Raw genomic sequence first — 25,064 nt, forward strand, 5'->3', positions numbered from 1 at the left:
CGTGAACCCTTGTGGCCCTCGAACACCCGCGCCCGACCGCGCCGACCGACAGCACCGACGCCTCCGGAACCCCCGCCCCGGAGATCCCCCCGGCACGCGGGGGGCGCGGGGGCCGGGGACGCGACCCCGAACGGCGGCGCGCGATCCTGGACGCCGCCGACCGGGTGATCCAGCGCGACGGGCCGGACGCGTCGATGCTGGCCATCGCCGCCGAGGCCGGGATCAGCAAGCCGATCCTCTACCGCCACTTCGGTGACAAGGGCGGGCTGTACCGCGCCCTCGCCCGGCGCCACGTGGACCCGCTCATCGAGCGCATCCGCGAGGAGCTGCACCAGCACACCCGGTTCGAGGTGAGGGCGCGGGCCACCGTCGGCGCGTACCTGTCGATGATCTCCCAGAACCTCAACCTCTACCGGTTCCTCATGGACCGGGCCACGTCCGAGGACTCCCGCATGCGCGGTGACCTGGGCATGATGGTCCGCCGACTCGGTGAGGAGCTCGCCGAGCAGCTCCTCGCCGAAGCGCGGGTCGGCAGCCGCCTGCGGTCCCAGATCGTGGCGCACGCCGTGGTCGGCATGGTGCAGGCCGCGGGGGAGTGGTGGCTGGAGCATCCCGAGGTCAGCGAGCGGGAGATCATCGACGACCTCACGGACGCGGTCGTCGGTGCGATCCGGGGCGCACGCGGCTGAGCGCCCCGGCCGGGGGGAAGGCCCCCGCACGGGGAACTTTCCGACAATTCGTCGGAACCCCTTGACCTGGAGCGCACTCCAGGTCCCATGCTTCTCGACATGAGGGACTACTACACGCCGGGCGAGGTCGCCGAGAGGTTCGCACTGACCCTGGACACACTGCGCTACTACGAGAAGGCGGGCCTGCTCCGCCGCGTGGAGCGCTCGCCCAGCGGTCACCGCCGCTACAGGACCGACGACGTGGAACTCCTCCACCTGGTCCGCTGCCTGCGCGACACCGACATGCCCATCGCCCGCCTGCGCGACTTCGCCGAGCTGGTCCGCGCCGGTGACCACACGGTCCCCGACCGCGTCGAGGTGCTCCAGGGACACCAGCGCCGGCTGGACGAGCGCATCGCCGAGCTGCGCGACCGCCAGGCCGTCATCCAGCACAAGATCGACTACTACCTCGGCGTGCTCGCCGAACGCACCCCCGAACCGGTCGAGGAGACCATCTGATGCGCCACACCACCATCGGCGACCGCAGCGTCAGCGCCCTCTGCCTGGGCGCGATGAAGTTCGGCAGCCAGACCGACGACGCCACCTCCGCCGCACTGCTCGACCGCTTCGTCGAGGCCGGGGGCACCTTCGTGGACACCGCCGACTGCTACCAGTTCTGGGTGGAGGGGTTCGAGGGGCACGAGAGCGAGACCTTCCTGGGCCGGTGGCGCCGGGAGCGGGGGATCACCGACGAGGTCGTGATCGCGACCAAGCTCGGCGCCCAGCCCACCGTGCCCGGCACGGGGCCGGAGACGAAGGAGGGGCTGTCGGCGGCGGCCGTCGCCACGGCCGCCGAACGCAGTCGCGAGCGCCTGGGGGTGGACCGGCTCGACGTGCTCTACGCCCACCACGAGGACCGGTCGGTCCCGATGGAGGAGACCCTGGGCGCGTTCGCCAAGCTGGTCTCCGAGGACGCGGTCGCCGAGCTGGGCCTGTCCAACCACCGGACCTGGCGGCTGGAGCGTGCCCGCGCCGTCACCGAGGCCAACGGCTGGCCGCGCCCCCGCGTGCTCCAGTACCGGTACAGCTACCTCCAGCCCCGGTTCGACCGGCCCCTCGCCTCCACGGGGCACATGCACGTCACGCCCGAACTCCTCGACTTCGTGCGGGAGGAGGCCGCCGAGGGCCGGGAGCACACGCTGGTCGCCTACACCTCCTTGCTGTGGGGCGCCTACACGAGGCCGGAGAAGGCCGCCGGGCTCGACCCGGTCTACGACCACCCCGGGACCCCGGCCCGGCTGGCGGTCCTGGACGAGGTCGCGCGGGAGACCGGTGCCACCCGCAACCAGGTGGTCCTCGCGTGGCTGATGGACAGCGACCCGCGTGTCGTGCCGCTGGTGGGGGTGAGCAGCCTGGACCAGCTGAACGAGGCGATCGAGGCCACCGACCTGACGCTCAGCGCGGAGCAGTGGGGGCGCCTGGCGGACGCCGGGTAGCGGCCACGGGCCGCCGGGCCCGCCGGTCGGTCCCCCACGGCGCGGGGGCCCGACCGGCGCGGCAGCGCCTCCCCGTACCGGTGCGCGGCGGCCCACGGGACGGGAGAGGCGGTGCTCCGGGGGCGGGGGCTCCGCGGGGGACAGGGGTGGCGTGGCCGGGGCCGGTCAACAAGACCGGGGCAAAGTACGCATACGCGCACATAAAACTGTGTGTACGGTTTTTCTCAAGCCATGACCGGATACCTTCCCTAGTGGCGGCGGGGCGGCCGCGCCGCCTCGGTCCGCGAACCCGTGGGAGGGGCGACTTGCCCGAGAGCATGTACCACCAGATCCACTTCGCCTGGGCCGAACCCACCCTCCTCGGCAGAGTCGGACCCGGCCCCGCCTCCTCCTCGCTGCCCGAGACGGAGCAGCCCGTACTGCGCTCCTGGCGCGACCGGCTCATCCCCGCGCTCACCGCCGACTACCGGTCCGCACTGCCCGACACCGACCCCGCCGACTACCCCGAGACCCTGTGGGCGCACACCTACCCCGACGGGCAGGCGGCCCTGGTCTACCGGTGGCCCGGGGACGTCCGCTCCGCGCACGCCTGGGCCATCGTCGGCCCGGGGTACGGGCTGACCCTGCCGCGCGTCCTGGCGCTGCACGAGAACCCCAACACCCGCCCGGCGCAGCGCCGCCCGCCCGCCCCCGGCTGGGCCGCCATGGACACGCTGCCCGCCCCTGAGCCCTGGGAGCGCACCGCCGCGCCCGGCGCCGTGCGCACCCGCGACCGGCACGCCGCCGAGACCGCCGTCGGCGGAGAACCCCTCCTGGTCGGCGCGGTCGCCGCCGCCCTGGCACGGCCCGACCTGCCCGTCCACATCGCCCTGGCGCCGGAGCGCGCCGACCTGTGGCAGGCGGTACAGCTGCGCTTCCTGTGGGGGATGCACCGGGCGCTGCACGACGTGCTCACACCGCCCCGGGCGATCCCGGCGGCCGGGTGGAGCTGGTCGTTCTCCACCTACGACCCCGTGCTCGGCACCGCCGACGGCCGACACCTGGCCTTCGGTCCGCCCGCGGCCCCGGCGGCGACGCCGTTCCTCAACCCGCCGCCCCCGGACCACCGCAGGACCGCCGAGGCCCTGGTCGCCGTGCTCCGCGAGGAGGGCGGGGACGCGCTCGCCGCCCACCTGGCCGAACGGGGGATCCCGGAGGCCCCCACCTTCGCCGACCGCCGCGACCTGCTGGCCGACTGGCTCGCCCCGTCCCCCCGCCCGTCCCGGACCGTGCCCGCGGAGGCCCCGCAGGCCGTCCCCCTCCCGCTGTCCGACGCGGGGGCGGGCGCCGCGTCCCCGGAACCAGCGGAGGAGTTCGAGGCGCACAGAGCCCCGGAACCCGCGCCACCGCGCGGGTTCGGTGAGGAGGCCCCGGAGCCCCCGGCCGAGACCCGCGCCCCCGGATACGGCGATCTCGACGACGACCTCGGACTGGAGGACGTCCCCGAGGCCGAGGCGCTGCCGGACGGCGAACCGGAACCCGGGAGCGGGGACGGCCTCCCGGGTGCGCCGGACGCCGACGCGGACAGGGGGTCCGACGGCGACCGCTGTCCCGTCCGCGACCGGCACCCGGGCGGCGACCGCGCCCCGCACGGTGGACGCGGCTCCGCCGGTGACCGCGCCCCTGCCGGCGACCGTCGTTTCGACACCGCGTCCGAGCAGGACGACATCCCCCTTCCGGACCTCCCCGAGGCCGAGGCCCCGGGGGAAGAGGAGACCGGACCCCGCCCGCCCTCGGAGCCATGGGCGCCCGCCGAGCGCACCGAAGCGGCACGCCCCGCCCCCGGCGCCCGGCTGGGACAGGGCTCGCTCCGGGCGTTCGCCGAGGAGATCGCCCGGGCCGCGGACGCGGAGCGCGAGGCCGGACGCGCGCGGTCCGCCGCAGGGTCCGGACGCGACCCGGACGGGAACGCCCCGCAGGGCCGGACCAACGAAGCGCTCTGGCCCTCGTCCGACCCCGAGCCCCTGCCCGAGGCGCCGGAGCCCGTGGACGGGCCCGACGGCGCCGCCGAGGCTCCCCCCAGGGCCCGCATGCCCCGCATTGCCCCCGCGCCCGGGGAACCGTCGACCTCCGGCGCCCTCCGGACGGGGGAGGCGGACGGGGGCGAACGGCAGGGCGGACACCGGCGGACGACGGGGATCTTCGACGCCCCGGAACCCTACGCGCAGCCCGGGCCGGTTCCCGCCCGCGACCCCCTGGCGCCGCCCGCCTACTACGAGGCGGGCGAGATCGTCACCGACGACCCGACCCCGGTCGCCGGGCGGCCGCGCATGTTCGGCCGCACCCTCCGCAGGGCCGTCGACCGGGACGCGAGGGCCGCCCAGCGCCGCGCCGCCGAACGCCGGGAGGCCGAGGAGGCCGCCCGGGCTCCCGGGGCGGGGGAGGCGCCGGAGGTGCCCGAGGCCCCGGAGTCCCAGGAGCCCCCGGAGTGGCGGGAGCCGCACGAGCGGACGGTCGCCGTGCCCCCGGCCGAACGACGCGACCTCCCCGCAGACGCTCCCCCCGAGGACTTCGCCCCTCCGGCCCCGCCCGAGCCCGTCGCAGCCCCGGAACTCCGGGCCCCCGCCGACGCCCCGCCACTCGGCGTGGTCGCGGCGGCCGACGGGGAGAACGGGAACCGGGGCGGGGACGAACCCCTCGACTACGCGGCCGAGACCGAGCCCGGGTTCGACGACCCCTTCGACGAGGGGCCGGCCGACGACAACTGGCCCACCCAGTACGCGGACCTGCCCCTGGCCCGCCTGGAGCGCTGGCACTCCCGCCGCGGCCCGGAAGGGGCCCGTGTGGACGTGGTCGACGCCCGCGCCGCCGTCCGCGCCGAACGCGCCGAACTCCAGCGGGTGCGCGAGGAGCGCGACCACTACCACGCGGAGGTCCAGGACCTGCGGCGCGACGTCGCCCGGCTGGACCGCCCCTGGCTGGACCCCGAGGACGAGGAGGAGCACGACGCACCCCTCGCCCCCCGTACCCGCCGCCGGCTCCCGCGCGTCCTGGTGCCGATCCTCCTGGTGGCGTTCCTCGCCACCGGCCTGGAGGCGGGCGCCCGCCTCGACCTGGGCGCCCTGGACCTGCTCGCCCTCCTCGGCGACGGGATCGCCTCGCTGTTCGGGTGACCCCGCCCGGCTCCGGCCCCGAAGGCGACGACGTCCCGGCCCGGCCGTCCCCTCCCCTCCGGCGGGACGGCCGGCCGCCGCAGGCGCCCTCCACCGTTCCGTGCGTCCTCCGGTCGAGGTGCGCGGACGCCGTCCGTCCCGGCGCGCTGTGCCCGCGGCGGAAGAAGCCGCCCCCCTTTCTTCCGTTTCCGGTGAAACCCGTCGGGCCGGTGGTGCGGGCGGGACGGGAACGGCGATATGGGACCCGTGAAGGCGGGGGCGTTCATGGCGTGCGAAGGAAAACAAAAGTCGGCAATAAGAGGAGGCTGAAAGCATCCGTTCCGGCGCTCGAACGAGTGCGAACGATACGGAGGAACGACATGAACGTACTGCGTGCGGCCGCTGCCGCAGCCGCCTTCGGGGTCGCCGTGACCGCCGGGGCCCTGGTGGCATCCCCCGCGCACGCCGCCACCTACAACGGTGCCTGCGGTTCCGGGTACAACGTCGTCAACAGCGTCGCCGTCGGCAATTCCGGCACCACTTTCCTCACCTACAACAATTCCAATGGCTACAACTGTGCCGTCACGGTGCGCAACAACCCCGGAGCGGCCGTCGAGATGGTGGTCGCCCTCAAGCGGACGCAGGACGACGCGAGCCAGGCGGTCCAGGACGCCGGCTATTACACGACGTACGCCGGCCCGGTCTACCTCCACGCGGCCGGGAGCTGCGTCGACTGGTACGGCTACATCAACGGCGCCAACGGTTTCAAGAACGGGACCAACTGCGGCTGACCGGGCACCCGGATCCCGGGCCCGCACGGGCGCCGGGAGGGGCGTGCCGCCTCGCCGAGGCGGCCCGCCCGCCGGGCGCCGGTCCACTCCGGAGCCGGAACGGAGAACCCCACGGCCACTTCGGGCGTCGAACCCCGTCGTCAACGCGAGATCGTCGCGTCGAATGATGAGGAGCGGTTCGTGTTCGGAATCCTGCGCCCCTGTCGGCACACCCTGCCCGACGGTCTCGCCGAGGAGTGGATGTCCCACATGTGCGGGCTGTGTCTGGCCCTGCGCGACGACCACGGCCAGGCCTCCCGGGTCGCCACCAACTACGACGGGCTGGTCGTCTCGGTCCTGACGGCCGCGCAGTCCGAGAGGGAGGCCGACACCCGCGCCGCCGGCCGCTGTCCGCTGCGCGGCATGCGCGGCGCCCGGGCGGCCAACGGTTCGGGGGCGTACCTGGCGGCCGCGGTCTCCCTCATGCTGGCCTCCGCCAAGATCACCGACCACATCGAGGACGGCGACGGCCTCTACGGCCGTCGCGGCGTCCGCTCGCTCGCGGGCCGGGTGGCCGCGCGCTGGCGGCAGGGGGCCACGGAGGCGGGGGACAGGCTCGGCTTCGACGGCGCCGGGCTCGTCGCGGTGATCGACCGGCAGCGGGAGGTCGAACTCGCCGCGGGGGAGGGGACCGACATCCTCACGGTCACCGCCCCCACCGAGGAGGCCACCGGTGAGGCGTTCGCGCACACCGCACTCCTCGCCGACCGCCCCGCCAACGCCGCTCCGCTGCGTGAGGCGGGGCGCCTCTTCGGTCGTATCGCCCACCTGCTGGACGCGGTCGAGGACCGTGAGGAGGACCTGGCACGCGGCGCCTGGAACCCGCTCACCGCGACGGGCACCGGCCCCGACCGCGCCCGGGAACTGTGCGACGGAGCCGTCCTGGGTGTGCGCCTGGCACTGGAGGAGGCCGAGTTCACCGACGACCGCCTGGTCCGCGCCCTGCTGGTCCGCGAACTCGGCCGCTCGGTCGACAGGGTCTTCTCCCAGGCGGGGTACCCCGCGCCGGGGCCGCACGGTCCCCACCACCCTCAAGGCCCGCATCAGCATCAGGCCCCGGGGCCCCACACGCCCCGCTACTCCCACGGCCCCCACGACGCCTACGGCGTGGAAACCCCGCACCAGGGAGGAGGCCACCACCACGGGGGTCACGGACCCGGCGAGGGCGGCCACGGCTCCGGCTCCGGGGGCGGCAAGTCCGGAGGCGGAGGGTGCTGTACCGCCTGCTCCTGCGACACCCCCGCGGCCTCCCACCCGCCGAAGGCGCGAGGCGTCTTCAGCGGGTGCGCGGTGGCGCTGTTCATGTGCGGTACGTGCCAGTTCTGCTGCCGGGACCCGCACCCCGGGCCCTGGAGCGGCAAACCGCGGCGCTCCTGGTGCGACTACTGCGAGTGCTGCAACTGCTGCCAGTGCTGCCAGTGCTGCGCCTGTTGCGACGGAATCTGAGACGGGCCACCCCCGTACCCCTGGCCTCCGGCGGCGTACGCGACCGCGTCCGCCTCCGGAAGCCGGGGGCGCCCCGCCGCCCCCGAGCCCCGGGCAGGGTCTGTGCTCCTCCGGTGGTCGAGGGCGCTGCTCCGGGACAGCGGGGCGAGCAAGAGAGCGGTTCGCCCGGCCGGGGGCTCGCGAAGGGGTCCCGGTGGACGGGACCGGAGGCCACGGGCAGGCCGGTCACCGCAGGTCCGGGCCGCTCCTAACCTGGGAGCATGACCGACAGTGCACCCCTGCCCCCGTCCCCGCTCCCCCCGGAACTGGTGGGGGCCCTCTTCGAGATGGACCTGCCCCAGCGGTACCTGGACGACCTGGCGGCGGCCCCGGACGAGGCGGGGGAGATCCTCCTGAACGCGGCTCAGGGGCTGGGCCCCACGAACCCGCGGACGGCGCGGGATCTGCTGGAGACACTGCGGGAGTTCGCCCCGAACCCCGACCACCGCCAGTACGCGACCCACATGCTGGCGGCGTCCCTCCGCGCCGAGGGCCGCGTGGACGAGGCCGACCACCTGATCGAGGGGCTCATGCGCCCCGGGGTGCTCGGCCGTGCCACGGCCGTCGTGCTCGCCGACGAGTTCGCCCGCGAGGGAGACCTCGACAAGGCGCTGTACTGCTACAACGTCGCCTGTCGCGCCATCCTCGCCCAGCCCGCGCAGATCATCTCCCAGCTGGACCCGTACGGACTCCTGCCGCTCGTCGGCCGGGCCGTGGCCCGCGAGAGGCTCGGACTCGCCCCGGACGCCCACGACCGCGCGGCCCTGGCGGCGGACGGGGCGCCGTCGTCGCTGGAGACCGCCCTGGACCGGGCCGACGACGCCGTCCCCGGCCGGGGCCCGGTCGTCCACGCGGCCTTCGCGCGGGACGCCCTCCCCGAGGCCCGGGACCTCGGCCTCCTGTCCGACGACGCGGACACGGACGCCCACCACCACGGCGTCGAGCGGTCCCTGCGGGCGGAGTCCGCGGAACACGCCGGCGCCCTCCTGGCCACGGTCCTCACCACCCCGGAGGAACTGGGCGCCTTCGCCGGCGCCCGAGGACTCGACGCGGCGGACGGCGATGCCCTCCGGCTCTGGGCCGGGACGCTGTCCCCGGAGTCCGGTCGCCTGGCCCCCTGGCCCCCCGGGCGCAACCACCCCTGCTGGTGCGGTTCGGGGCGCAAGTACAAGAAGTGCTGCGGGTCCCCGTCCGTGCGCTGAGTCCCGCGGTCCCGGGCACGCCGCTCCCGCCCCTGCCGACGGACGGGGGCGGCGGATCGTCCGCCGCCCCCGGCTGACCGGCCCCAGGACCTGTTCGACGCCGCCGACGCGGTGGCCGGGGCCCGTTCTCACCCCTCCAGGCGCTTGAGGACCTCGGGCAGGTCGGAGGTGTGCGCGACCGTCAGCCGCCGGGTGGCGCGCGTGACCGCCACGTAGAGGTCGTTGGCGCCGCGCGGCTGCTCCAGCAGCGTGTCCGGTTCCACGACCACCACCGAGTCGAACTCCAGCCCCTTGGACTCGGTCGCGGTCAGCACCACCACCGACTCCTCCAGGGCGTCCCTGACCGGGCCGGGGCGGGCGGCGTCCGGAAGCGCCTCCGCGACCTCGGCGAGGCGGCGGTCGGACGTGACGACCGCGACGCGGCCCGCGCCGACCGCCGCCGCCTCCTCGGCCACGATCCCCGGCAGCCCCTCGGACAGCGACGCCAGCCGCACGGCGCGCGGCGGCTCACCGTCCTCGCGCACCGACTCGGGGACCTCCTCGCCGGGCGCCGCCTCGCGCAGCACGTCGGCGGCCACCGCCATGATCGGCGCCGGGGTCCGGTAGTTCACGAGCAGCCGCTCCACGTGCACCTTGCCGGGGGCGTAGGGCTCCAGGACGTCCGTCCACGAACGGGCGCCCGCCGCGCTGCCGGTCTGGGCCACGTCGCCGACCACGGTCAACGACCTGGTGGGCACCCGCCGCATCACCGTGCGCCACGCCATCGGCGACAGCTCCTGGGCCTCGTCCACGATCACGTGCCCGTACGCCCACTCCCGGTCCTCGCCCGCCCGCTCGGCGGTGGTGCGGCGCGGGCCGCTGTCGCGGTGCCGGTCGGCCAGGGCCTCCGCGTTCATCATCTCGTCCTCGGCCAGGCCGGTGAACTCCAGCACGCCCTGGGCGAACCGCACCTCCTCGGCGCGCTCCTCCTCGGCCCGGCGCTCCCGGATCCGCTCGTCGGTGTCGTCGCGCCCCAGGACGTCGGCGGCCTCGTCCAGCAGGGGAACGTCCTCGACCGTCCACGGCGACCCGGGGGAGCGCAGCAGCGCCGCCCGGGAGGCCTCGTCCAGGCCGACCCGCGTGCCGACGCGCTCCAGCGCCGCCGCGTCGGTGAGCAGTTCGCGGACCAGCCGCTCCGGCGACAGGTCCGGCCACAGCGCGTCCAGCGCCTGCCGCACCGGCGCCTCGTGCCAGAGCCGCTCGCCCACGAACGGCAGGTCGTCGTCCTGGACGGGGCGGGACAGCAGCACGGACTCGGCCCGCGCCAGCTCGCTCAGCAGGGTTCGCACGACGTACTTGCGCGCCGTGTTGTGGGCCAGCGGAAGCCCGCGCGCGGTGTCCAGCACCCGCCGGCAGGCCTCCTCCGGGACGGTGAGCGCTCCCGCGTCGGCCTCCACCACAAGGTCTCCCGACCCGAACGCCTCCAGCGGAGTGCGCTGGCGGTCGAGCACGGCCGCCGCGACGAGGTCCGCCATGAGCGGGGAGCCCTTGACCGCGGCGGTCGCGTACGCGTCGTGCGCGGTCGCCTCCACCCCCGGGAAGAGCTCCCCGAGGGTGCGCATCACCACGTCGGTCTCGCCGAGGGAGGGCAGCACGTCGCTCACGTAGCGCAGGAACGCCGTGTTGGGGCCCACCACCAGCGCCCCGCGGCGCTCCAGCACGTTGCGGTGGGTGTAGAGCAGGTAGGCGGCGCGGTGCAGGGCGGCGACGGTCTTGCCGGTGCCCGGTCCGCCCTGGACGACGAGGACCCCGGCGAGCCGGGCGCGGATGACCCGGTCCTGCTCGGACTGGATGGTGGCGACGATGTCGGCCATCCGCCCGGTCCGCTCGCGGTGCAGCGACTCCAGCAGGGCCGCCTCCCCGACCAGCTGGCGCCGGTCGCCCTCGGAGAGGCCGGCGGAGTCGAACACCTCGTCGTCGAGCCCGGTCACCCTGCGCCGACGCACCCGCAGGTGGCGGCGGCGAGTGAGCCCCTGCGGGTCACCGGGGGTGGCGGCGTAGAACGGCCGGGCCGCCGGGGCGCGCCAGTCCACGAGGATGGTCTCGTGCTCGGTGTCGCGCAGGCCGATCCTGCCCACGTAGCGGGCCTCGGGGCCGTCGTCGTGGGAGAAGTCGATCCGGCCGAAGCACAGCCCCTCCTCGACCGCGCTGAGCTGGGCGCGGCGCCGGGCGTGCTCGTAGGCGCGCGTCTCGCGCTCCACGAGCGCCGCGTAGCCGGTCTGCGCGTCGAGCTGGACCTCGGCGAGCTGCTCGGCGGTGCGGGCACGCAGGACGTCGAGCCGCTCGTACATCGTGCCGACCCGGGCCTGTTCCGCGGCCAGTGCGGACTGCTCCGGTGACGCCTCCCCGGCGCCGTCTTGACAGAACTGCATGTGCTTGATATCCTACCTGTTGCAGGTAACTATGTTTTTGCTCGGAAAGGCACAGTGGGTTCCGAAGCTTAGCACAGTCCTGCGCTCCCCGACCGACCGGCTCGTCCAGCGTCCCGCACTCCTCCTGCGGGACACGGGCGCCGACTTCCCCGTCGGACTCCCCGAGCCCCCTCGCACCCGCTACACTCGGGCCCATGCGAACCACCTCGCCCCGAGCCCAGTGGTGGCGCCGCCTCTAGGCGGTGCTCCGATTTCGCATACCCCAGCGACCGCCCCGGACCGGCGGTCGTTCGTGTTTTCACGGCCCCGGCCGGTGCGGTCACCCCGTCCGCACACTGCGCAAAAGGACCGGCCGTGAACGCCAGCGCCACACAGACCACCACGTACAGCACCCCGGGCGGCGTGACCGTCCACCGCAGCGCCACCCCCTGCGACCCGGAGGTCCTCACCGACCTCGTCCGGTCGGTCGAGTACCGGCGCGGGGGCGTCCTCTCCTCCGGGATGGAGTACCCGGGCCGCTACGACCGCTGGCACCTGGGGTACGTGGACCCGTGCCTGGAGATCACCACCCGCGGACGCCGCGTCACCGCCACCGCCCTCAACGACCGCGGACGCGTGCTCCTGCCGGTCCTGGCCCGGGCGCTGGGCACCGTCGGCGCCACCGACGGGCGCGACCGCGACCAGGTCTGCGTCGTCGTCCCCGAACCCGACCCCGACGCGTTCTTCACCGAGGAGGAGCGCAGCCGGCGCCCCAGCGTCTTCACCGCGCTGCGGGCCGTCATCGCCTCCCTGCGCAGCCCCGAGGACGCCAACCTGGGCCTGTACGGGGCGTTCGGCTACGACCTGTCCTTCCAGTTCGAGCCGATCGAAGAGCACATCGAGCGCGACCCGGACGACCGCGACCTGGTCCTGCACCTGCCCGACGCCGTCATCGTCCGCGACCGCAAGCGCGAGACCTGCGTGCGCTACACCTACGAGTTCACCGTCCCCGCCGAGGGGGACCGCCCCGAGGCCACCACCGAGGGCCTGCCGCGCGAGACCGAGCCGACCCCGCCCGTGGTCGCCTCGGAGGTTCCCGAGGGGCCCGAACCGGGCTCCTACGCCAAGGTCGTCGCCCGGGCCAAGGAGAAGTTCCGCCGGGGCGACCTGTTCGAGGTCGTCCCGGGCCACCGCACCTACGCCCGCTGCTCCTCGCCCGCGCGCTTCTACGAGCTGCTGCGCGAGCGCAACCCCGCGCCCTACGAGTTCTTCTTCAACCTGGGGGAGGGCGAGTACCTGGTCGGCGCCTCCCCGGAGATGTTCGTGCGGGTCACCGGTGAGCCGGGGACCGGCCAGCGCGTGGAGACCTGCCCGATCTCCGGCACCATCCGGCGCGGGGAGGACGCCCTCGGGGACGCCGAGAACATCCAGGAGCTGCTGTCCTCCGTCAAGGAGAAGTCCGAGCTGACCATGTGCACCGACGTGGACCGCAACGACAAGTCGCGCGTGTGCGAGCCCGGCAGCGTCCGGGTGATCGGCCGCCGTCAGATCGAGATGTACTCCCGCCTCATCCACACCGTGGACCACATCGAGGGCACCCTCCGCCGCGACTTCGACGCGCTGGACGCCTTCCTGACCCACATGTGGGCGGTCACCGTCACCGGCGCCCCCAAGACCTGGGCCATGCGGTTCATCGAGCAGAACGAGTCCAGCCCCCGCCGCTGGTACGGAGGCGCCGTCGGCGTCGTCAACTTCGACGGCTCCATGAACACCGGCCTCACCCTGCGCACCGCCCACATCCGTGACGGCGTGGCCGCCGTGCGGGTGGGCGCCACCCTCCTCTACGACTCCGACCCCGAGGCGGAGGAGCGCGAGACCTTCCTCAAGGCGCGCGCACTGCTGGAGACCCTCGCCCTGGGAGAGGAGGCCGCACGCCGGGAGGCCCTCGCCGCCGAGGGGGCGCCCGCGGTCCCGGAACCGGTCGCGGCCCCCGCGGCGGACCTGCCCGGCGAGGGGATGAGGGTCCTGCTCGTCGACCACGAGGACTCCTTCGTCAACACCCTCGCCGACTACGTGCGCAGGCACGGGGCCGAGGTCACGACCGTCCGCTACGGGTTCGACCCGTCGCTCCTGGACCGGCTCGCCCCCGACCTGGTGGTGATCTCGCCCGGCCCCGGCCTTCCGGAGGACTTCGGGATGTCCGCCCTGCTGGACGCCCTCGCCGCCCGGAACCTGCCGGTGTTCGGGGTCTGCCTGGGCCTCCAGGGCATGGTGGAGCACGCCGGCGGCGAGCTGCGCACCCTGGCCGATCCGGTGCACGGCAAGCCGGGCCGCGTCAGGGTGTCCGGCGGGCGGCTCCTCAGCGGGCTGAGCGAGGAGGAGGCCTTCCCCGCGGCCCGCTACCACTCCACCTACACCCTTCCCGACCTGGTGAAGGGCTTCGAGGTCACCGCCGTCCTGGAAGACGGCGCGGACGGGGAGGAGGTCGTGATGGCGATCGAGGACCCGGCGACGCGCCGGTACGCCGTCCAGTTCCACCCCGAGTCGATCCTGACCGCGAGCGTCGGGGAGGGGATCGTGGCGCGGGCACTGCGCCTGGCGCGGGACTGACGCCTCCGGAGGGGACGGCGGATCCGGGCCCGCGCGTGGCCTGTGCCACGTGCGGGCCTCCTCACCTGCACCGATGCCACCAAAGCAAAACAAATCACCGCACGCTGTTTGATGATTTCGTTATAGGACAGTGGTTGTGTATGGGTATTTTGCTAACGATCCTCGGAATCATCCTCATCGTCGCCGGTGTTCTCGGAGTGCTGCGGGGACAGCTCCTCTGGGGCATCATCTCCATCGTCGTCGGGCTGGTTCTGGCCCCCGGTACCTTCTACGGCCTCTAGCCGGTGAAGGCAGGCCCGCCGCCGAGCGGGAAACCTCCACCACGCCGACACCACCGATACCGGTCCGAGGGCCGGGTGTCCTCCCAGGAGGACACCCGGCCCTCTCCCGTCCCCGGACGTGTACCCTCGGGTGAGGCTAATCGGCCCCGCCCCCACACACGCCCCCGTGCCCCCGGAACCCCTGGTCACGGCGTTCACGCGTGCCCGGAGGCGGGGCCCACCGAACGGGAGGCAGTGCTGTGAAGAGGGTCGAGCCGCAGGTTCGTCTGGTCGCGCGTCCGCAGGTCGACTACGACGCGATCACCGACTACCTCAAGGAGGTCGGCGGTGAGGCGTGGATCGAGCGGTTCGACCGCGGCGAGCTCGACGCGCACCTCAACGATCCGCAGAACCTCGCCGAGTTCGCCGGGCGCCTGTGCTACCGCTCCTGGGAGCCGGGCCTCAACCCGAACGTCACGCGCGTGCGCACCGACCAGGACCAGTACCTCGGCAACATCCTGGCCAGCCTGCACGGCTCGGTCCTGGAGCACGTCAGCTTCAGCTTCGTCCTGCACAACGTGTCCCGGGTGCTCACCCACGAGCTGATCCGGCACCGTCCCGGCGTCGCCGTCTCGCAGGAGTCGCTGCGCTTCGTGCGCCTGAGCGACCTGCCGTTCTGGTTCCCGGACTGGGCGGAGGAGGACCCGGAGCTGATGGAGCGGGCCACGGCCATGCTCCAGCAGATGGAGGAGTTCCAGCTCTGGATGGCCGACCACTTCGGCCTGGACGACGACGGCGTCAAGTTCGCGGAGAAGAAGCACAAGACCTCCTTCATGCGCCGCTTCGCCCCCGAGGGCGTCGCCACCGGCCTGGTGTGGACCGCGAACGTGCGCACCCTGCGCCACACCCTGGAGGCGCGCACCGCCCCGGGCGCCGAGGAGGAGATCCGCCTGCTCTTCAACCTGATCGGCGAGACCCTCAAGAAGGAGGCCCCCGCCCTCTTCGGCGACTACGAGGTCGAGGACGGCGCGTGGGTGCCGCGGTGGCGCAAGGTCTGACCCCTTTCCGCGCGCGACCGGCCGGTCCGGTCCCGCGCCGGCACACGGCCCGTCCGCCCCGGTTCGCCCGAGGGCGGGCGGGCCGTTCGCACGGGGGCGCGGCACCGTGTCCCCGCGCCGCGCCGGGGGACCGCGTCCGCTAGGTTCGTGGGCACGGAGCACCCGAGCGGAAGGACCGTGGACATGGGCGGCGAGGAACCGCGTACCGACCGGGGGACCAGGACGGTGCGGGCGTCCGCCGCCGCGGTCTACCGCGCCATGACCGATCCGGGCTCCCTCGAGGCTTGGCTGCCGCCGGAGGGGATGACCGGCCGGATGGAACGCTTCGAGCCGTGGGCCGGCGGAGGTTTCCGAATGGTGCTGACCTACCTCGACCCGGCCGCCGGACACGGCAAGACCTCCGATGCCAGCGACGTCACCGAGGTCGGCTTCGCCGAGCTGGTCCCGGGGGAGCGGATCGTGCAGCGCGTCGCCTTCGAGTCCGAGGATCCCGCGTTCGCCGGGACGATGACGATGACCTGGCGGCTGGCCGGGACGGAGGACGGCACCGAGGTGACCGTCGAGGCGACCGACGTGCCCCGGGGCATCTCGCAGGCCGACCACGAGGACGGTCTGGCCTCGTCCCTGGCCAACCTCGCGGCCCACGTCGAGGCCTGAGCACCCGCCGGCGCGCACGCCTCAGCCGTCGGCGGCCAGCCGGAGCAGCCGCGCCTCCACCTCTTCGGCACGGGGGTCGCCGTGGTCGCGCAGGTAGTCCAGGGCGGCTCCCAGCGCCTCCCTGGCGCCCTCCCCGTCACCGAGGGCGACGCGGGCCTCCGCCAGCCCGATCAGTGCCACTGCCCGGCTGTCCCGGTCGTCACGTTCCTCGAAGACCTCGATGGACGACAAGTACTCCGCCACCGCATCCCCGGCCCGAGCCGAACCGGTGAGGATCCGCCCCAGCGTGCAGCGTGCCCACGCCGTACTCCACACGTCACCGATGTCCTCGAACATCCGAATCGCGGCCCGGCAGTGTCCGAGTGCGGTGTCGAACCCGCCGAGGTCCGCGCGGAAGTCGGCCAGGCTGAGCAGTCCCATGGCCTCCCCCCGCCGCTCTCCCGCCTCGTGAAAGACCCCGATGGCCCGTTCGACGGTCTCCACGGCGCCGCCGCGCTCGCCGCGTTGCCAGGCCACCACACCGAGTTGGCGCAGAGCGAACCCCTCCACCCACGGGTCACCGGCCTCGCGGTTGGAGGCCAGGGCAGCCCGGTAGTGGCGCACGGCCGCGTCCAGGTCGCCCAGCAGCCATTGGGCGTCGCCCATCCCCAGGTGGTTGCGAGCCGTCCCGAAGGCGTCGCCCGCGCTCTCGGCCGCCCGCAGACCGAGGGTGTGGAGGTCACGCCACTCGTGCCAGTACCGGCGCAGCTCGAACAGACCGTAAACGGTCGCGGGCAGTCTCCAGGCGGTGCCGTGGTGGCCGTGCTCCAGAGCGGCACCCACAACGGCGACCAGGTTCGTACGCTCGGTCTCGAACCAATCCAGCGCGTCACGGACAGAGTCGAGCCCGGGAAGCTCGTGGCCCTGCCCGTCTCCCGGCACGGCGGGGAATTCGGGGTGCTCCGCGAGCTGTGCCCGGGCGGCGGCGTGCGTGTACCACTTCGCGACCCTTCCCACCGCCTCGCCCACGGCCCCGGCCTCCTCCTCGGCGCGGACCCGCTCGACGGCGTAGAGCCGCACCAGATCGTGCAGACGGTAGCGGTTCTCCCGCAGACGCTCGACCAGGTTCGCGCGGGTCAGGTGGTCCAGGCGCCGACGGGCCTCGGGCAGTGGGGTGTCGGTGAGCGCGGCAGCGGCCTCGCCGGAGAACTCCGACCCCGGATGCAGTCCCAGCCGTCGGAAGAAGCGGGTGGTGTCGTCGTCCAGGGCCTGGTACGAGGCCGTCATCACTGCACGCAGATCACTCAACTCGTCCTCCTCGGCGAGGGCGTCCAGACGGGAATCCTCGGCGGCGAGTTCGCTCACGAGGGCGCTCAGCGTCGCGTCCGGCCGGGCGATGAGGCGTTCGGCGGCCACTCGGAGAGCGAGGGGGCCGTGTATGGTCCGGTGGTTGTCGAGGCCGGTCGCAGGGGGCGCATGTCGGCGTCGAAGGGCCTCTGGTACTCGGTGCAGGGGGGAAGACCGGTGCAGTGCCCGGTCGCGCACCGTGTTGGCCCGGACGATCGGTCTCCGGGCCGGAGACCAGTTCGGGTGCGGGCGTGGTGGCGTACGGGACGTAGTTCATGCGCACCAGCCGGTAGGAGTCGAAGAGCCGGTATCGGATCTCGAAGCTAACACGAAAGCCCTGCTCCGTGAGGCTTTCGGTCCTTTCCGTCCTACTCCTCCAGGTGCCTTCGCCGTATCCGTTCCACTTCGTCCCCATCGTCCTCGCAGGACGCGCGCACGAGCCGTCTGACATCGGAGGCGAGCGCGTTGCGCCGGGCCCGGAGCTGGGCCGTGTGCCGAAGGTCGGTGTACCCTCCGTGACCGTTCCTCGGATCCCTGCCGACATGTCTCCTGCCTGGACAGGCCGAGCGTACAGGGAGCGGAGCTCGGAGCGCTGTGGTTTTCTGAGCCCCGCATCCGGCCCCACCTGCGGTGCTGCGCGGTCGGAGGCGTAGCATTCGCCGCGCGTCCGGGGCCGGTCGGTCCCCGGCGCACGCACCGGCACCCGTGTGGAGAGGCCCACCATGGACGAACAGCCCCGTACGACGGTCTTCCGCGACCTGCGCCCCCTGGGCGGCGACCCCGTCGACCTGGTCGTGGTAGACGGAAACGTGGCCGCGGAAGCCGAGGGGGAGACGGCCGTCGTCGACTGCGGAGGACTGATCGCCCTGCCGACCCTGGTCGACGCCCACATCCACCCGGACAAGACGACCTGGGGCGAGCCCTGGCACTCCCGGAGCCCGGCACAGGGCATCGCCGGGTTCGGGGCCCAGGACGCCGAGCTCTTCCGGAACTCGCCCACGCCGGTCGGTGTCCGCGCGGAGCGGCTCATGGCCCACGCCGTCACCCGGGGCACGCGGGCCATGCGCGCGCACGCCGACGTCGCGCCCGTCTACGGGCTCGAGGGCCTGGAGGGGGTCCGGCGGGCGGCGCGCAACCTGGCGCACGCCCTGGACGTCCAGACCGTCGCCTTCCCCCAGCACGGCGTCCGACGCTCGCCCGGGACCGACCGCCTTCTGGAGGAGGCCGTCAGGTCGGGGCTCGCCGACCTGGTCGGCGGCATCGACCCGGAGGGCTTCGACGGGGACCCCGACGGCCAGCTCGACCTGGTCTTCGACATCGCGGACCGCCACGGCGTCGGCGTCGACATCCACCTGCACGACCGCGGCGACCTGGGCGTGCGCACCATGGACGCCGTCATCGAGCGCACCCGCGCCCTCGACATGGGCGGCTCCGTCACCGTCAGCCACGCCTTCTGCGTGGCCCAGGCGGGTGACGGCTTCGACCGGCTGGCCGCCCGGATCGGCGCCGCCGGAATCTCCCTGACCACGGTCGCCTCCGACGCGGCCCGGGTCCTGCCCGCCGCGCGCCTGCGCGAGCACGGTGTCCGCGTGGGCGTCGGCTCGGACGGTGTCCGCGACTCCTGGAGCCCCTTCGGGGACGCGGACATGCTCCACCGCGCCCACATGATGGCCAGGGCGCTGCGCTCGCGCCTGGACGGGGAGCTGTCCGACGCCTACCTCACCGCCGCGCACTCCGGCGCGGAGGTGGTGGGGCTGCCCGCCGCCGACCTGGACGTGGGCTCTCCCGCCGACTTCCTGCTGGTGGACGGGGAGTGCCTGCCGCAGGTCGTGGTGGACCTCCCCCCGCGCCGGACGGTCGTCCGTGCCGGGCGCGTGGTCGCCCGGGACGGACGCCTGGTCTGACCCGGGCGCGGCCGGGGACGCCGGTCCCCGGCCGTCAGTAGAGGTCGTCCAGGGCCCGGAGGAGGGCACGGAACTCACGGGCACGGCGGGAGGTCATGCGGTGGGCCACGGCCTCCAGCAGGACGCGGGCCTCGTGGGGGTCGCCGCAGCACTCCCATACGCCGCAGCCGCCGTCGCCCTCCTCCCACAGCCGGTGGTACGGGGAGCGCACGAACCGCCGCCAGATCCCGACCAGCTCGCGCGTCCACCCCGGGGACATCTCCGGGTGCCGGTGTTCGAGCCGCGAGATCTCGGCCATCGCGGGTCCGGAGAGGCCGTCGATCGCGGTGTGTGGTCGCCGTTCCCGGGGCGGGGCCCCGGAGCGGACGTCTCCCGGCCGCCTACGCGGCACGGTCCTCTCGGTCGTCGTGCATGGGACGGATTGTGCCAGAACCCCTGTCTCCGCGGCCAGACCCGTGTTCCGTGCGTAGTTGCACGGCTACCCGGAATGCGCTTTCCGTGTTAGGTTCCGGACTCCTGGGAGCGCTCCCTGTCCCCGCTCACCCCTCCCGGGACGCAACCGTCCCGGAGTTCGCACAGGAGAAGCACCGATGACACCCACCCCCACCACCGGAGGGCGCGGCCGGACCCGCGCCGCCGGACCGCGACGACGCGCCCGCCGCCTCCTGCTGAACGCGGCGCTCGCCGCCGGCCTCGCCCTGGGAACGGCCGCCGCGGCCGTTCAGGCGCCGGCCGCACCCGAGCCCCACGACATCCGGAACGCGGGCAGCGACCGAAGCACCGCGGCCGCCGCGTGCGGCGACAGCGGCTTCGACGCCGAGGCCTACCTGCTCGGCTCCACCTGGGTCGCGCGCAACGGCGGCACCGTCCTCTACGAGGGCGGTGACATGCTCACCGCCATGCGCACGGCCGTCGGCAGCCTCACCCCCGGCCGCTCCTCCCAGGAGCGCGTGGTGGTGTGGCAGTCGGGCACCGTCCCGGGCAACGCCTCGCTCGACCTGCCGAGCCACACCTCCCTGGAGGTCTGCGGCACCATCCACGTCTCCGGCGCGGTCGCCGCGGACCACGCCCCGGTACGGGTGCGCAACGCCCAGAACGTCTCCGTGCCCCACCTGTCGGTCACCGGCGCCCCCTACTTCGGGGTCTTCGTGCGGGGCTCCCAGCAGGTGCACCTCGGCCAGATCGACCTGCGCCTCTCCTCGGGCCTGGGCATACGCGTCGACAGCCGGGGCAGCGACGCCGCGCGCACCACCCGCGACATCACCATCGACGACGTCTACGTCTCCGGCACGAACAACCACGGCGTGGAGACCTACAGCGTCGACGGGCTCAGCATCGGCACCGTCACCGCCCGCGACACCGGGTACTCCGGTCTGCTCCTCAACAACACGGTCAACGCCGACGTCGGCCTGGTGGACGCGGTGGACGCCGGAACGGGCACCGGCTACGCCGCCTTCCGCATGGCCAACCGCAACGGGCGGATCGGGAACGGATACCCGGACAACATCCGGGTCGGCGAGGTGCGCGCCCGGGGAGGCGGCCGCGGGATCTTCTGCGTCTCCGAGAGCGGAGGCGCGGTGATCGAGCGCGTCGACATCGCGCAGACCGGGAGCAACGCCGTCCTGGTCGAGAACTGCCACAACGTCACCATCGCCGAGGACGGCGGGACGATCGCCGGTCCCGGCGACATCCGGATCGCCGCCCGCTCCGAGTTCGCCAACACCTCGGACATCACGTTCGAGAACCTGAGGCTGGTGAACACCGCGCTCAACGAGAACCCGTGCGCGGCGGGCACGGTCGTCCGGAACATCACCTGGGACAACAGCCGGGACAACACCTGCTGATCCCGTACGGCGACGACGCCGGGGGCCCGCCGGACCGCTCCGGACGGGCTCCCGGCCGCGCCCCGGGCCGTCTATCCTTCTACGCACCCGACGCCCGGCCCCCGTCGGGCGCGGAACGGAGGAAGCCGAGCCCGTGAAGACCATCGCGACCGTCACCCCCGACGACGTGCTCCGGCGCTTCCGCGCCACCCACCCCGTGAGCGACGAGGTCTCCCGGCGCACCAACGAGTACGCGGAGGGGATCCTCGACCTCGCCTCCCGCCAGCTGGGCGGCACGTGGCACAGGGTCGCCCTGGACCGCGAGGACGTCCTGGCCACGGTCCTGCCCTGGCACACGGGGGAGGGCGGCGAGCTGGTGCTGGTCGACCCCGAGGGGACGACCGTGGCCGACGCCGCGGCCACCCTCTCCTCGTGGGAGGGCCGCTACACCGAGAGCAACCCGGTGTGCTGGGGGAAGCTGGCCTGGCACGCCGCGGCCGACCCCAGCCCCGTCTTCCTGAGCTCCTCGGCCGTGGACCACCCCTACTACGAGAGGCTCGAACGCACGGACGCCCTGACCCACCTGGACGGCCTGCACCGCATGCTCGCCTGGGCGCTCTGGGGGCGGCTGCCGGACGGGCCCCGCCTGGAGGCCTACGTGGCCGGCCCCCTGTAGGCCCACGGCCCCGACGGAGCGGGTGCGCGCACGCGCCCCCGTGCGCCCTCCCCGGCCCGTGTCCCCCTCGGGCCCGCACCCCGCTCCCGGAGCCCCGGGGGCAGGGCCCAGCCGTCGCCTCCCTCCTCCGTCGCCCCGGCGCCCTCGGGCCGGGCACGGGTCAGGGGCAGACCGAGGCCAGGGAGCGTGCCAGGGCCGCTGCGCCGACCCGGTCGAGCCCCCGCTCGTCCGCGACCTCCCGGGTGCTCCGGGCGAGGTCCGCCCCGCAGTCCGGCGAGCGCAGGGCGGGGCCGGCGTCGGCCAGCGCACGCACCAGCTCGGGGGTGAGCCGGTCCAGTTCGGCCCGGACCCGGGAGAGGTCGGGTTCCGTTCCCGGCCCGCCGCCGGGGTCCGTGTGCCATCGGGTGTGCAGGCTCCGCTGAACCGTCTTGTTCGCCTCGATCTGGTCGCGCACCACCGCCGCGACGGCCTCCGGCTCCACCCCGAGCGCCGACGCGTGGCGCTCGGCCGCGGCCAGGACCTCCCTCTCGCGTTCGGGGGAGTCGACCGGGTCGCCGCTGTGCCACTTGGCCGCCGCCACGGGCAGGGCCGTCGCGAGCCGGTCGGCGGACAGTTCCACGACCGCGCCCGGCCCCACGGCACGGGTGGAGCCGGCGGCGGGACAGGCGAGCAACACGACGGCCAGCGGGACGGCCACGGCTGGGCGCACGGCGGATTCCTTCGGACGGTTCTGGCGGGGACCCCTGGAGTGTATCCGTGCGTGTTCGTCCGCATGCCAAGAGTGACCGGTCGTGGTCGAACGTCCATGGAGGACAGCGGCGCCCCTCGCGCGGGTCAAGGACGGGAGGCCGGGAAAAACTTCTGCTCAATTCTCGGCCTCGGCCCGTTAGCGGCTCCCTTTCACGGCTCTTCCCGCAGGCCACGAGGGGTAGGGGTGAGGTCGTACGAGGCCGGGACACCCGGTGTTCCGGCGGGGGACCGCAGAGAAGGGGAGGGACCATGGCACGCGACCGCGCACCCGGAGATCTCATCGGACACCACGTCCTGGACGAGGAGGGCCACAACGTCGGCAAGATCAAGCAGGTCTATCTGGATGACGAGACGAACGAGCCGAGCTGGGTGTCGGTCGAGACCGGCCTCTTCGGCCGCAACGAGACCCTCGTGCCCCTCCAGGGCTCCCGGCCCAAGGAGGAGGACATCCAGGTGCCCTTCGACAAGTCCACGGTGAAGGACGCCCCGAACATCGACGCGGACAGGCACATCTCCCCTGAGGAGGAGCGGCTGGTCCGCGACTACTACGCCCGCCACGGCAGCGCGGACGCCTCCGGCGGCGAGCGCGCGGGCGGCGTTCCCCCGGCGGGCATGGGGGACCGCGCCGGCACGGCTGGTACCGCGGGAACCGCCGGGGCGGCCGGCGACACGGGCCGGCCCGAGGCGGACGACATCTCCATGGTCCGCTCCGAGGAGCGTGTGGACATCGGTGTGGAGCGCCGCGAGGCCGGCCACGCCAGGCTCCACAAGTACGTGGAGACCGAGCAGTACGACGAGACGGTCCCGCTCCATCACGACGAGCTCCAGATGGAGCGCCGTCCGGTGACCGACGAGACCAGGGCCGACGACGCCGGGGACATGCACGAGGAGGATCAGACCTTCACGCTCTACGAGGAGCGGCCGGTCGTCTCCAAGGAGCGCGTGCCCGTCGAGGAGGTCCACGTCCGCAAGCGCGACGTCACCCGTGAGGAGCACGTCCAGGGTGAGCGCCGCAGGGAGAGGATCGAACTGGAGGACGAGGACGGGGAGCCCTCCGGCTCCTGACCGGAGCCGGGGCCGAGCGGTTCCGACCGAGGGCGGGGTGTCGTCCCCGGGCGCGGCCCGGGGACCGCCTACAGTCGCTCGTGTCGGTCACCGGCACGGAGGGGGAGTTCCATGACTGACCCGGGTGACGCGGGCGGGGAGAACACGCAGGGGGAGGACGCCGGACGGGAGGCCGGGAGCGAGCAGGTCGAACCGCGCGGGCGCGAGGCGGGCCCCGGGCGCGGCCACACCGTCGTGGTGGGCGCCGGCATGGCCGGACTCGCCGCCGCGGACCGCCTGGCGCGGGAGGGGGAGCGCGTCACCGTCCTGGAGGGCCGCGACCGCACCGGCGGGCGCATCCACTCCGTGCGCGACTGGGGCGGCTCCACGACGCTGGACGTGGGCGCCTCCTGGATGCGGGGCGAGGAGAACAACCCCCTCGCCGACCTGGTCAACGAGATCGGTCTGCGCACCGCCGTGTTCAACAGGTCCACCGAGACCGCCTACGACCCCAAGGGGCGGAGGCTGCTCTTCGACCGCCACCGCCGCAACATGGAGGACGTCCACCTCCTCCAGGAGCACATGTACTGGGGGACCGTGGGCGCCAACCCCCAGGAGTCGATGGAGGAGGGCATCAAGCAGGCCCTCTACGACGCCAACCTGGTACGCGCCCGCGCCCGCGACGCCGACGAGATCGTGCACCGCATCGCCGAGAGCGACCACGGCGCGGACGCGGAGGAGATCGCCTTCTCGGCGGTCGCCGCCCGGCACGAGTTCAGCGGTGACGACGTGGTCTTCCCCGACGGGATGGACCGGATCACCGACCACCTGGCGCGCGGTCTGGACGTCCGCCTGGAGCACGTCGTGCTGTCGGTGGGCCACGGCGGCGACGGCGCCAGGGTGCGGGTCGACACCCCCGAGGGGGAGAGGACCCTGACGGCCGACCGCGTCCTGGTCACCGTGCCCCTGGGCGTCCTCAAGGCCGGGCAGGTCGGGTTCGACCCCCCGCTGCCCCAGGAGAAGCGGGACGCCGTCGAGCGCCTGGGCAACGGCAGCCTGGAGAAGCTGTTCCTGCGCTTCGACGAGGTGTTCTGGGGCGACGCGGAGGTCATCGTCCACCTGGGCGCGGAGGAGGGCACCTGGTTCCACTGGTACGCGGGCCAGCGGGTCCTCGGGGCGCCGGTCCTGGTCAGCCGCAACGGCGGCAACGCGGCCCGGTTCCTGGAGGGGAAGGAGGACGGCGAGGTGGTCGAGCACGCGATGGCCACCCTGCGCGGCATGTTCCGCAAGGCGCCGGACCCGGTGGACCACCTGGTGACCCACTGGGGGGACGACCCGTTCGCGCGGGGCGCCTTCTCCTACACGGCCGTCGGCTCGGGCGACGCGGACCGGGTGGCGCTCGACAACCCGGTGGGGGACAGCCTGTTCTTCGCGGGGGAGGCGACCGAGATCGAGCACACCGCCACGGTGCACGGCGCCCTGCTGTCGGGCCGCCGCGCGGCCGACCGCATCCTCACGCTCTAGCGGCTCCCGCGGTGTCCGGGGGAGCGGCCGCGCCGGGGGAGGCCCGCGCGGCCGGGAACCCCGGGGGAGGCCCGCGCGGCCGGGAACCCCGGGGGAGGCCCGCGCGGCCGGGAACCCCGGGGGAGGCCCCTTCGTTGGAACCCGTGGGAGGGAGCGGGCGCCGTGGCCGGAGGCGGGCCGGATACGCGTCCGTGCTTTCCGAAACAGACACTGCGCTGGTAAAAGGCCCA

20 protein-coding genes are annotated in these 25,064 nt (G+C 74.1%); 16 read left to right on the forward strand and 4 right to left on the reverse strand.

What is annotated here, in order from left to right; all coding sequences use genetic code 11:
- Positions 1-11 precede the first annotated feature (11 nt).
- From ABZ234_RS19635 to ABZ234_RS19665, 7 genes are all read left to right on the forward strand, one after another.
- The gene (locus tag ABZ234_RS19635; protein WP_355013028.1) at positions 12-689 is read left to right on the forward strand and encodes a TetR/AcrR family transcriptional regulator; all 678 of its coding nucleotides are present in this window, start codon (positions 12-14) and stop codon (positions 687-689) included.
- A 99-nt stretch (positions 690-788) separates the two neighbouring features.
- Positions 789-1,187: a MerR family transcriptional regulator gene (locus tag ABZ234_RS19640; RefSeq protein WP_267945380.1), complete on the forward strand. Its 399-nt coding sequence runs from the start codon at positions 789-791 to the stop codon at positions 1,185-1,187.
- Positions 1,187-2,164: an aldo/keto reductase gene (locus ABZ234_RS19645; protein ID WP_355013029.1), complete on the forward strand. Its 978-nt coding sequence runs from the start codon at positions 1,187-1,189 to the stop codon at positions 2,162-2,164. The genes ABZ234_RS19640 and ABZ234_RS19645 overlap by 1 nt, the downstream gene beginning before the upstream one ends.
- A 305-nt stretch (positions 2,165-2,469) precedes the next feature.
- Complete coding sequence (locus ABZ234_RS19650) at positions 2,470-5,316, forward strand: hypothetical protein (RefSeq protein WP_355013030.1); 2,847 nt, start codon at positions 2,470-2,472, stop codon at positions 5,314-5,316.
- 359 nt (positions 5,317-5,675) lie between these two features.
- Positions 5,676-6,086 (forward strand): spore-associated protein A, encoded by a 411-nt coding sequence (locus ABZ234_RS19655; protein ID WP_344180742.1) that lies wholly within the window; start codon positions 5,676-5,678, stop codon positions 6,084-6,086.
- A gap of 180 nt (positions 6,087-6,266) precedes the next feature.
- A complete protein-coding gene (locus tag ABZ234_RS19660; RefSeq protein WP_355013031.1) occupies positions 6,267-7,571 on the forward strand; it encodes a DUF5685 family protein in 1,305 nt (434 codons plus the stop codon).
- Positions 7,572-7,831: 260 nt separating this feature from the next.
- Entirely contained in the window at positions 7,832-8,812 is a 981-nt protein-coding gene (locus ABZ234_RS19665; protein WP_355013032.1) for an SEC-C domain-containing protein, read from the forward strand.
- Between the two features lie 128 nt (positions 8,813-8,940).
- Here the strand turns inward: ABZ234_RS19665 and ABZ234_RS19670 are convergent, their stop codons facing one another.
- On the reverse strand, positions 8,941-11,223 hold the full coding sequence (locus tag ABZ234_RS19670) for an ATP-binding domain-containing protein (RefSeq protein ID WP_267945367.1): 2,283 nt from the start codon (positions 11,221-11,223) through the stop codon (positions 8,941-8,943).
- A 354-nt stretch (positions 11,224-11,577) separates the two neighbouring features.
- On the opposite strand from ABZ234_RS19670, the gene ABZ234_RS19675 reads away from it, so the two are divergent.
- The 4 genes from ABZ234_RS19675 to ABZ234_RS19690 all read left to right on the forward strand — a co-directional run bounded on the left by ABZ234_RS19675 (position 11,578) and on the right by ABZ234_RS19690 (position 15,787).
- Positions 11,578-13,812 carry an anthranilate synthase component I gene (locus ABZ234_RS19675; protein ID WP_355013033.1) on the forward strand — a complete coding sequence of 745 codons (2,235 nt, stop codon included), beginning with the start codon at positions 11,578-11,580 and terminating at the stop codon, positions 13,810-13,812.
- A gap of 140 nt (positions 13,813-13,952) precedes the next feature.
- The gene (locus tag ABZ234_RS19680; protein WP_267945365.1) at positions 13,953-14,093 is read left to right on the forward strand and encodes a GPGG-motif small membrane protein; all 141 of its coding nucleotides are present in this window, start codon (positions 13,953-13,955) and stop codon (positions 14,091-14,093) included.
- A gap of 239 nt (positions 14,094-14,332) precedes the next feature.
- Entirely contained in the window at positions 14,333-15,130 is a 798-nt protein-coding gene (thyX, locus tag ABZ234_RS19685) for an FAD-dependent thymidylate synthase (RefSeq protein WP_330162378.1), read from the forward strand.
- A gap of 183 nt (positions 15,131-15,313) precedes the next feature.
- Positions 15,314-15,787, forward strand: a complete 474-nt coding sequence (locus ABZ234_RS19690; protein ID WP_355013034.1) for an SRPBCC domain-containing protein — start codon at positions 15,314-15,316, stop codon at positions 15,785-15,787.
- Between the two features lie 21 nt (positions 15,788-15,808).
- Here the strand turns inward: ABZ234_RS19690 and ABZ234_RS19695 are convergent, their stop codons facing one another.
- Complete coding sequence (locus tag ABZ234_RS19695) at positions 15,809-17,182, reverse strand: hypothetical protein (protein WP_355013035.1); 1,374 nt, start codon at positions 17,180-17,182, stop codon at positions 15,809-15,811.
- Between the two features lie 653 nt (positions 17,183-17,835).
- Here ABZ234_RS19695 and ABZ234_RS19700 point away from each other — a divergent pair.
- The gene (locus ABZ234_RS19700) at positions 17,836-19,017 is read left to right on the forward strand and encodes an amidohydrolase (protein ID WP_355013036.1); all 1,182 of its coding nucleotides are present in this window, start codon (positions 17,836-17,838) and stop codon (positions 19,015-19,017) included.
- 34 nt (positions 19,018-19,051) lie between these two features.
- Here the strand turns inward: ABZ234_RS19700 and ABZ234_RS19705 are convergent, their stop codons facing one another.
- Positions 19,052-19,315 carry a hypothetical protein gene (locus ABZ234_RS19705; RefSeq protein WP_355013037.1) on the reverse strand — a complete coding sequence of 88 codons (264 nt, stop codon included), beginning with the start codon at positions 19,313-19,315 and terminating at the stop codon, positions 19,052-19,054.
- Positions 19,316-19,607: 292 nt separating this feature from the next.
- Here ABZ234_RS19705 and ABZ234_RS19710 point away from each other — a divergent pair, with 292 nt between their 5' ends.
- Positions 19,608-20,861, forward strand: a complete 1,254-nt coding sequence (locus ABZ234_RS19710; RefSeq protein WP_355013038.1) for a right-handed parallel beta-helix repeat-containing protein — start codon at positions 19,608-19,610, stop codon at positions 20,859-20,861.
- Between the two features lie 133 nt (positions 20,862-20,994).
- Positions 20,995-21,516, forward strand: coding sequence for a DUF6309 family protein (locus tag ABZ234_RS19715; protein ID WP_355013039.1), 522 nt, complete (start codon positions 20,995-20,997; stop codon positions 21,514-21,516).
- Positions 21,517-21,676: 160 nt separating this feature from the next.
- Here the strand turns inward: ABZ234_RS19715 and ABZ234_RS19720 are convergent, their stop codons facing one another.
- The gene (locus tag ABZ234_RS19720) at positions 21,677-22,225 is read right to left on the reverse strand and encodes a chorismate mutase (protein ID WP_355013040.1); all 549 of its coding nucleotides are present in this window, start codon (positions 22,223-22,225) and stop codon (positions 21,677-21,679) included.
- Positions 22,226-22,515: 290 nt separating this feature from the next.
- Between ABZ234_RS19720 and ABZ234_RS19725 the strand changes: the two genes are divergently transcribed.
- Both ABZ234_RS19725 and ABZ234_RS19730 read left to right on the forward strand, forming a co-directional pair.
- Complete coding sequence (locus ABZ234_RS19725; protein ID WP_267945353.1) at positions 22,516-23,331, forward strand: PRC and DUF2382 domain-containing protein; 816 nt, start codon at positions 22,516-22,518, stop codon at positions 23,329-23,331.
- A 111-nt stretch (positions 23,332-23,442) separates the two neighbouring features.
- Complete coding sequence (locus tag ABZ234_RS19730; RefSeq protein WP_352984954.1) at positions 23,443-24,834, forward strand: NAD(P)/FAD-dependent oxidoreductase; 1,392 nt, start codon at positions 23,443-23,445, stop codon at positions 24,832-24,834.
- Positions 24,835-25,064: the final 230 nt, after the last annotated feature.

The organism is Nocardiopsis sp. NPDC006198 (genome assembly GCF_040613895.1).
GTDB classification, from domain to species: Bacteria; Actinomycetota; Actinomycetes; order Streptosporangiales; family Streptosporangiaceae; genus Nocardiopsis; species Nocardiopsis tropica.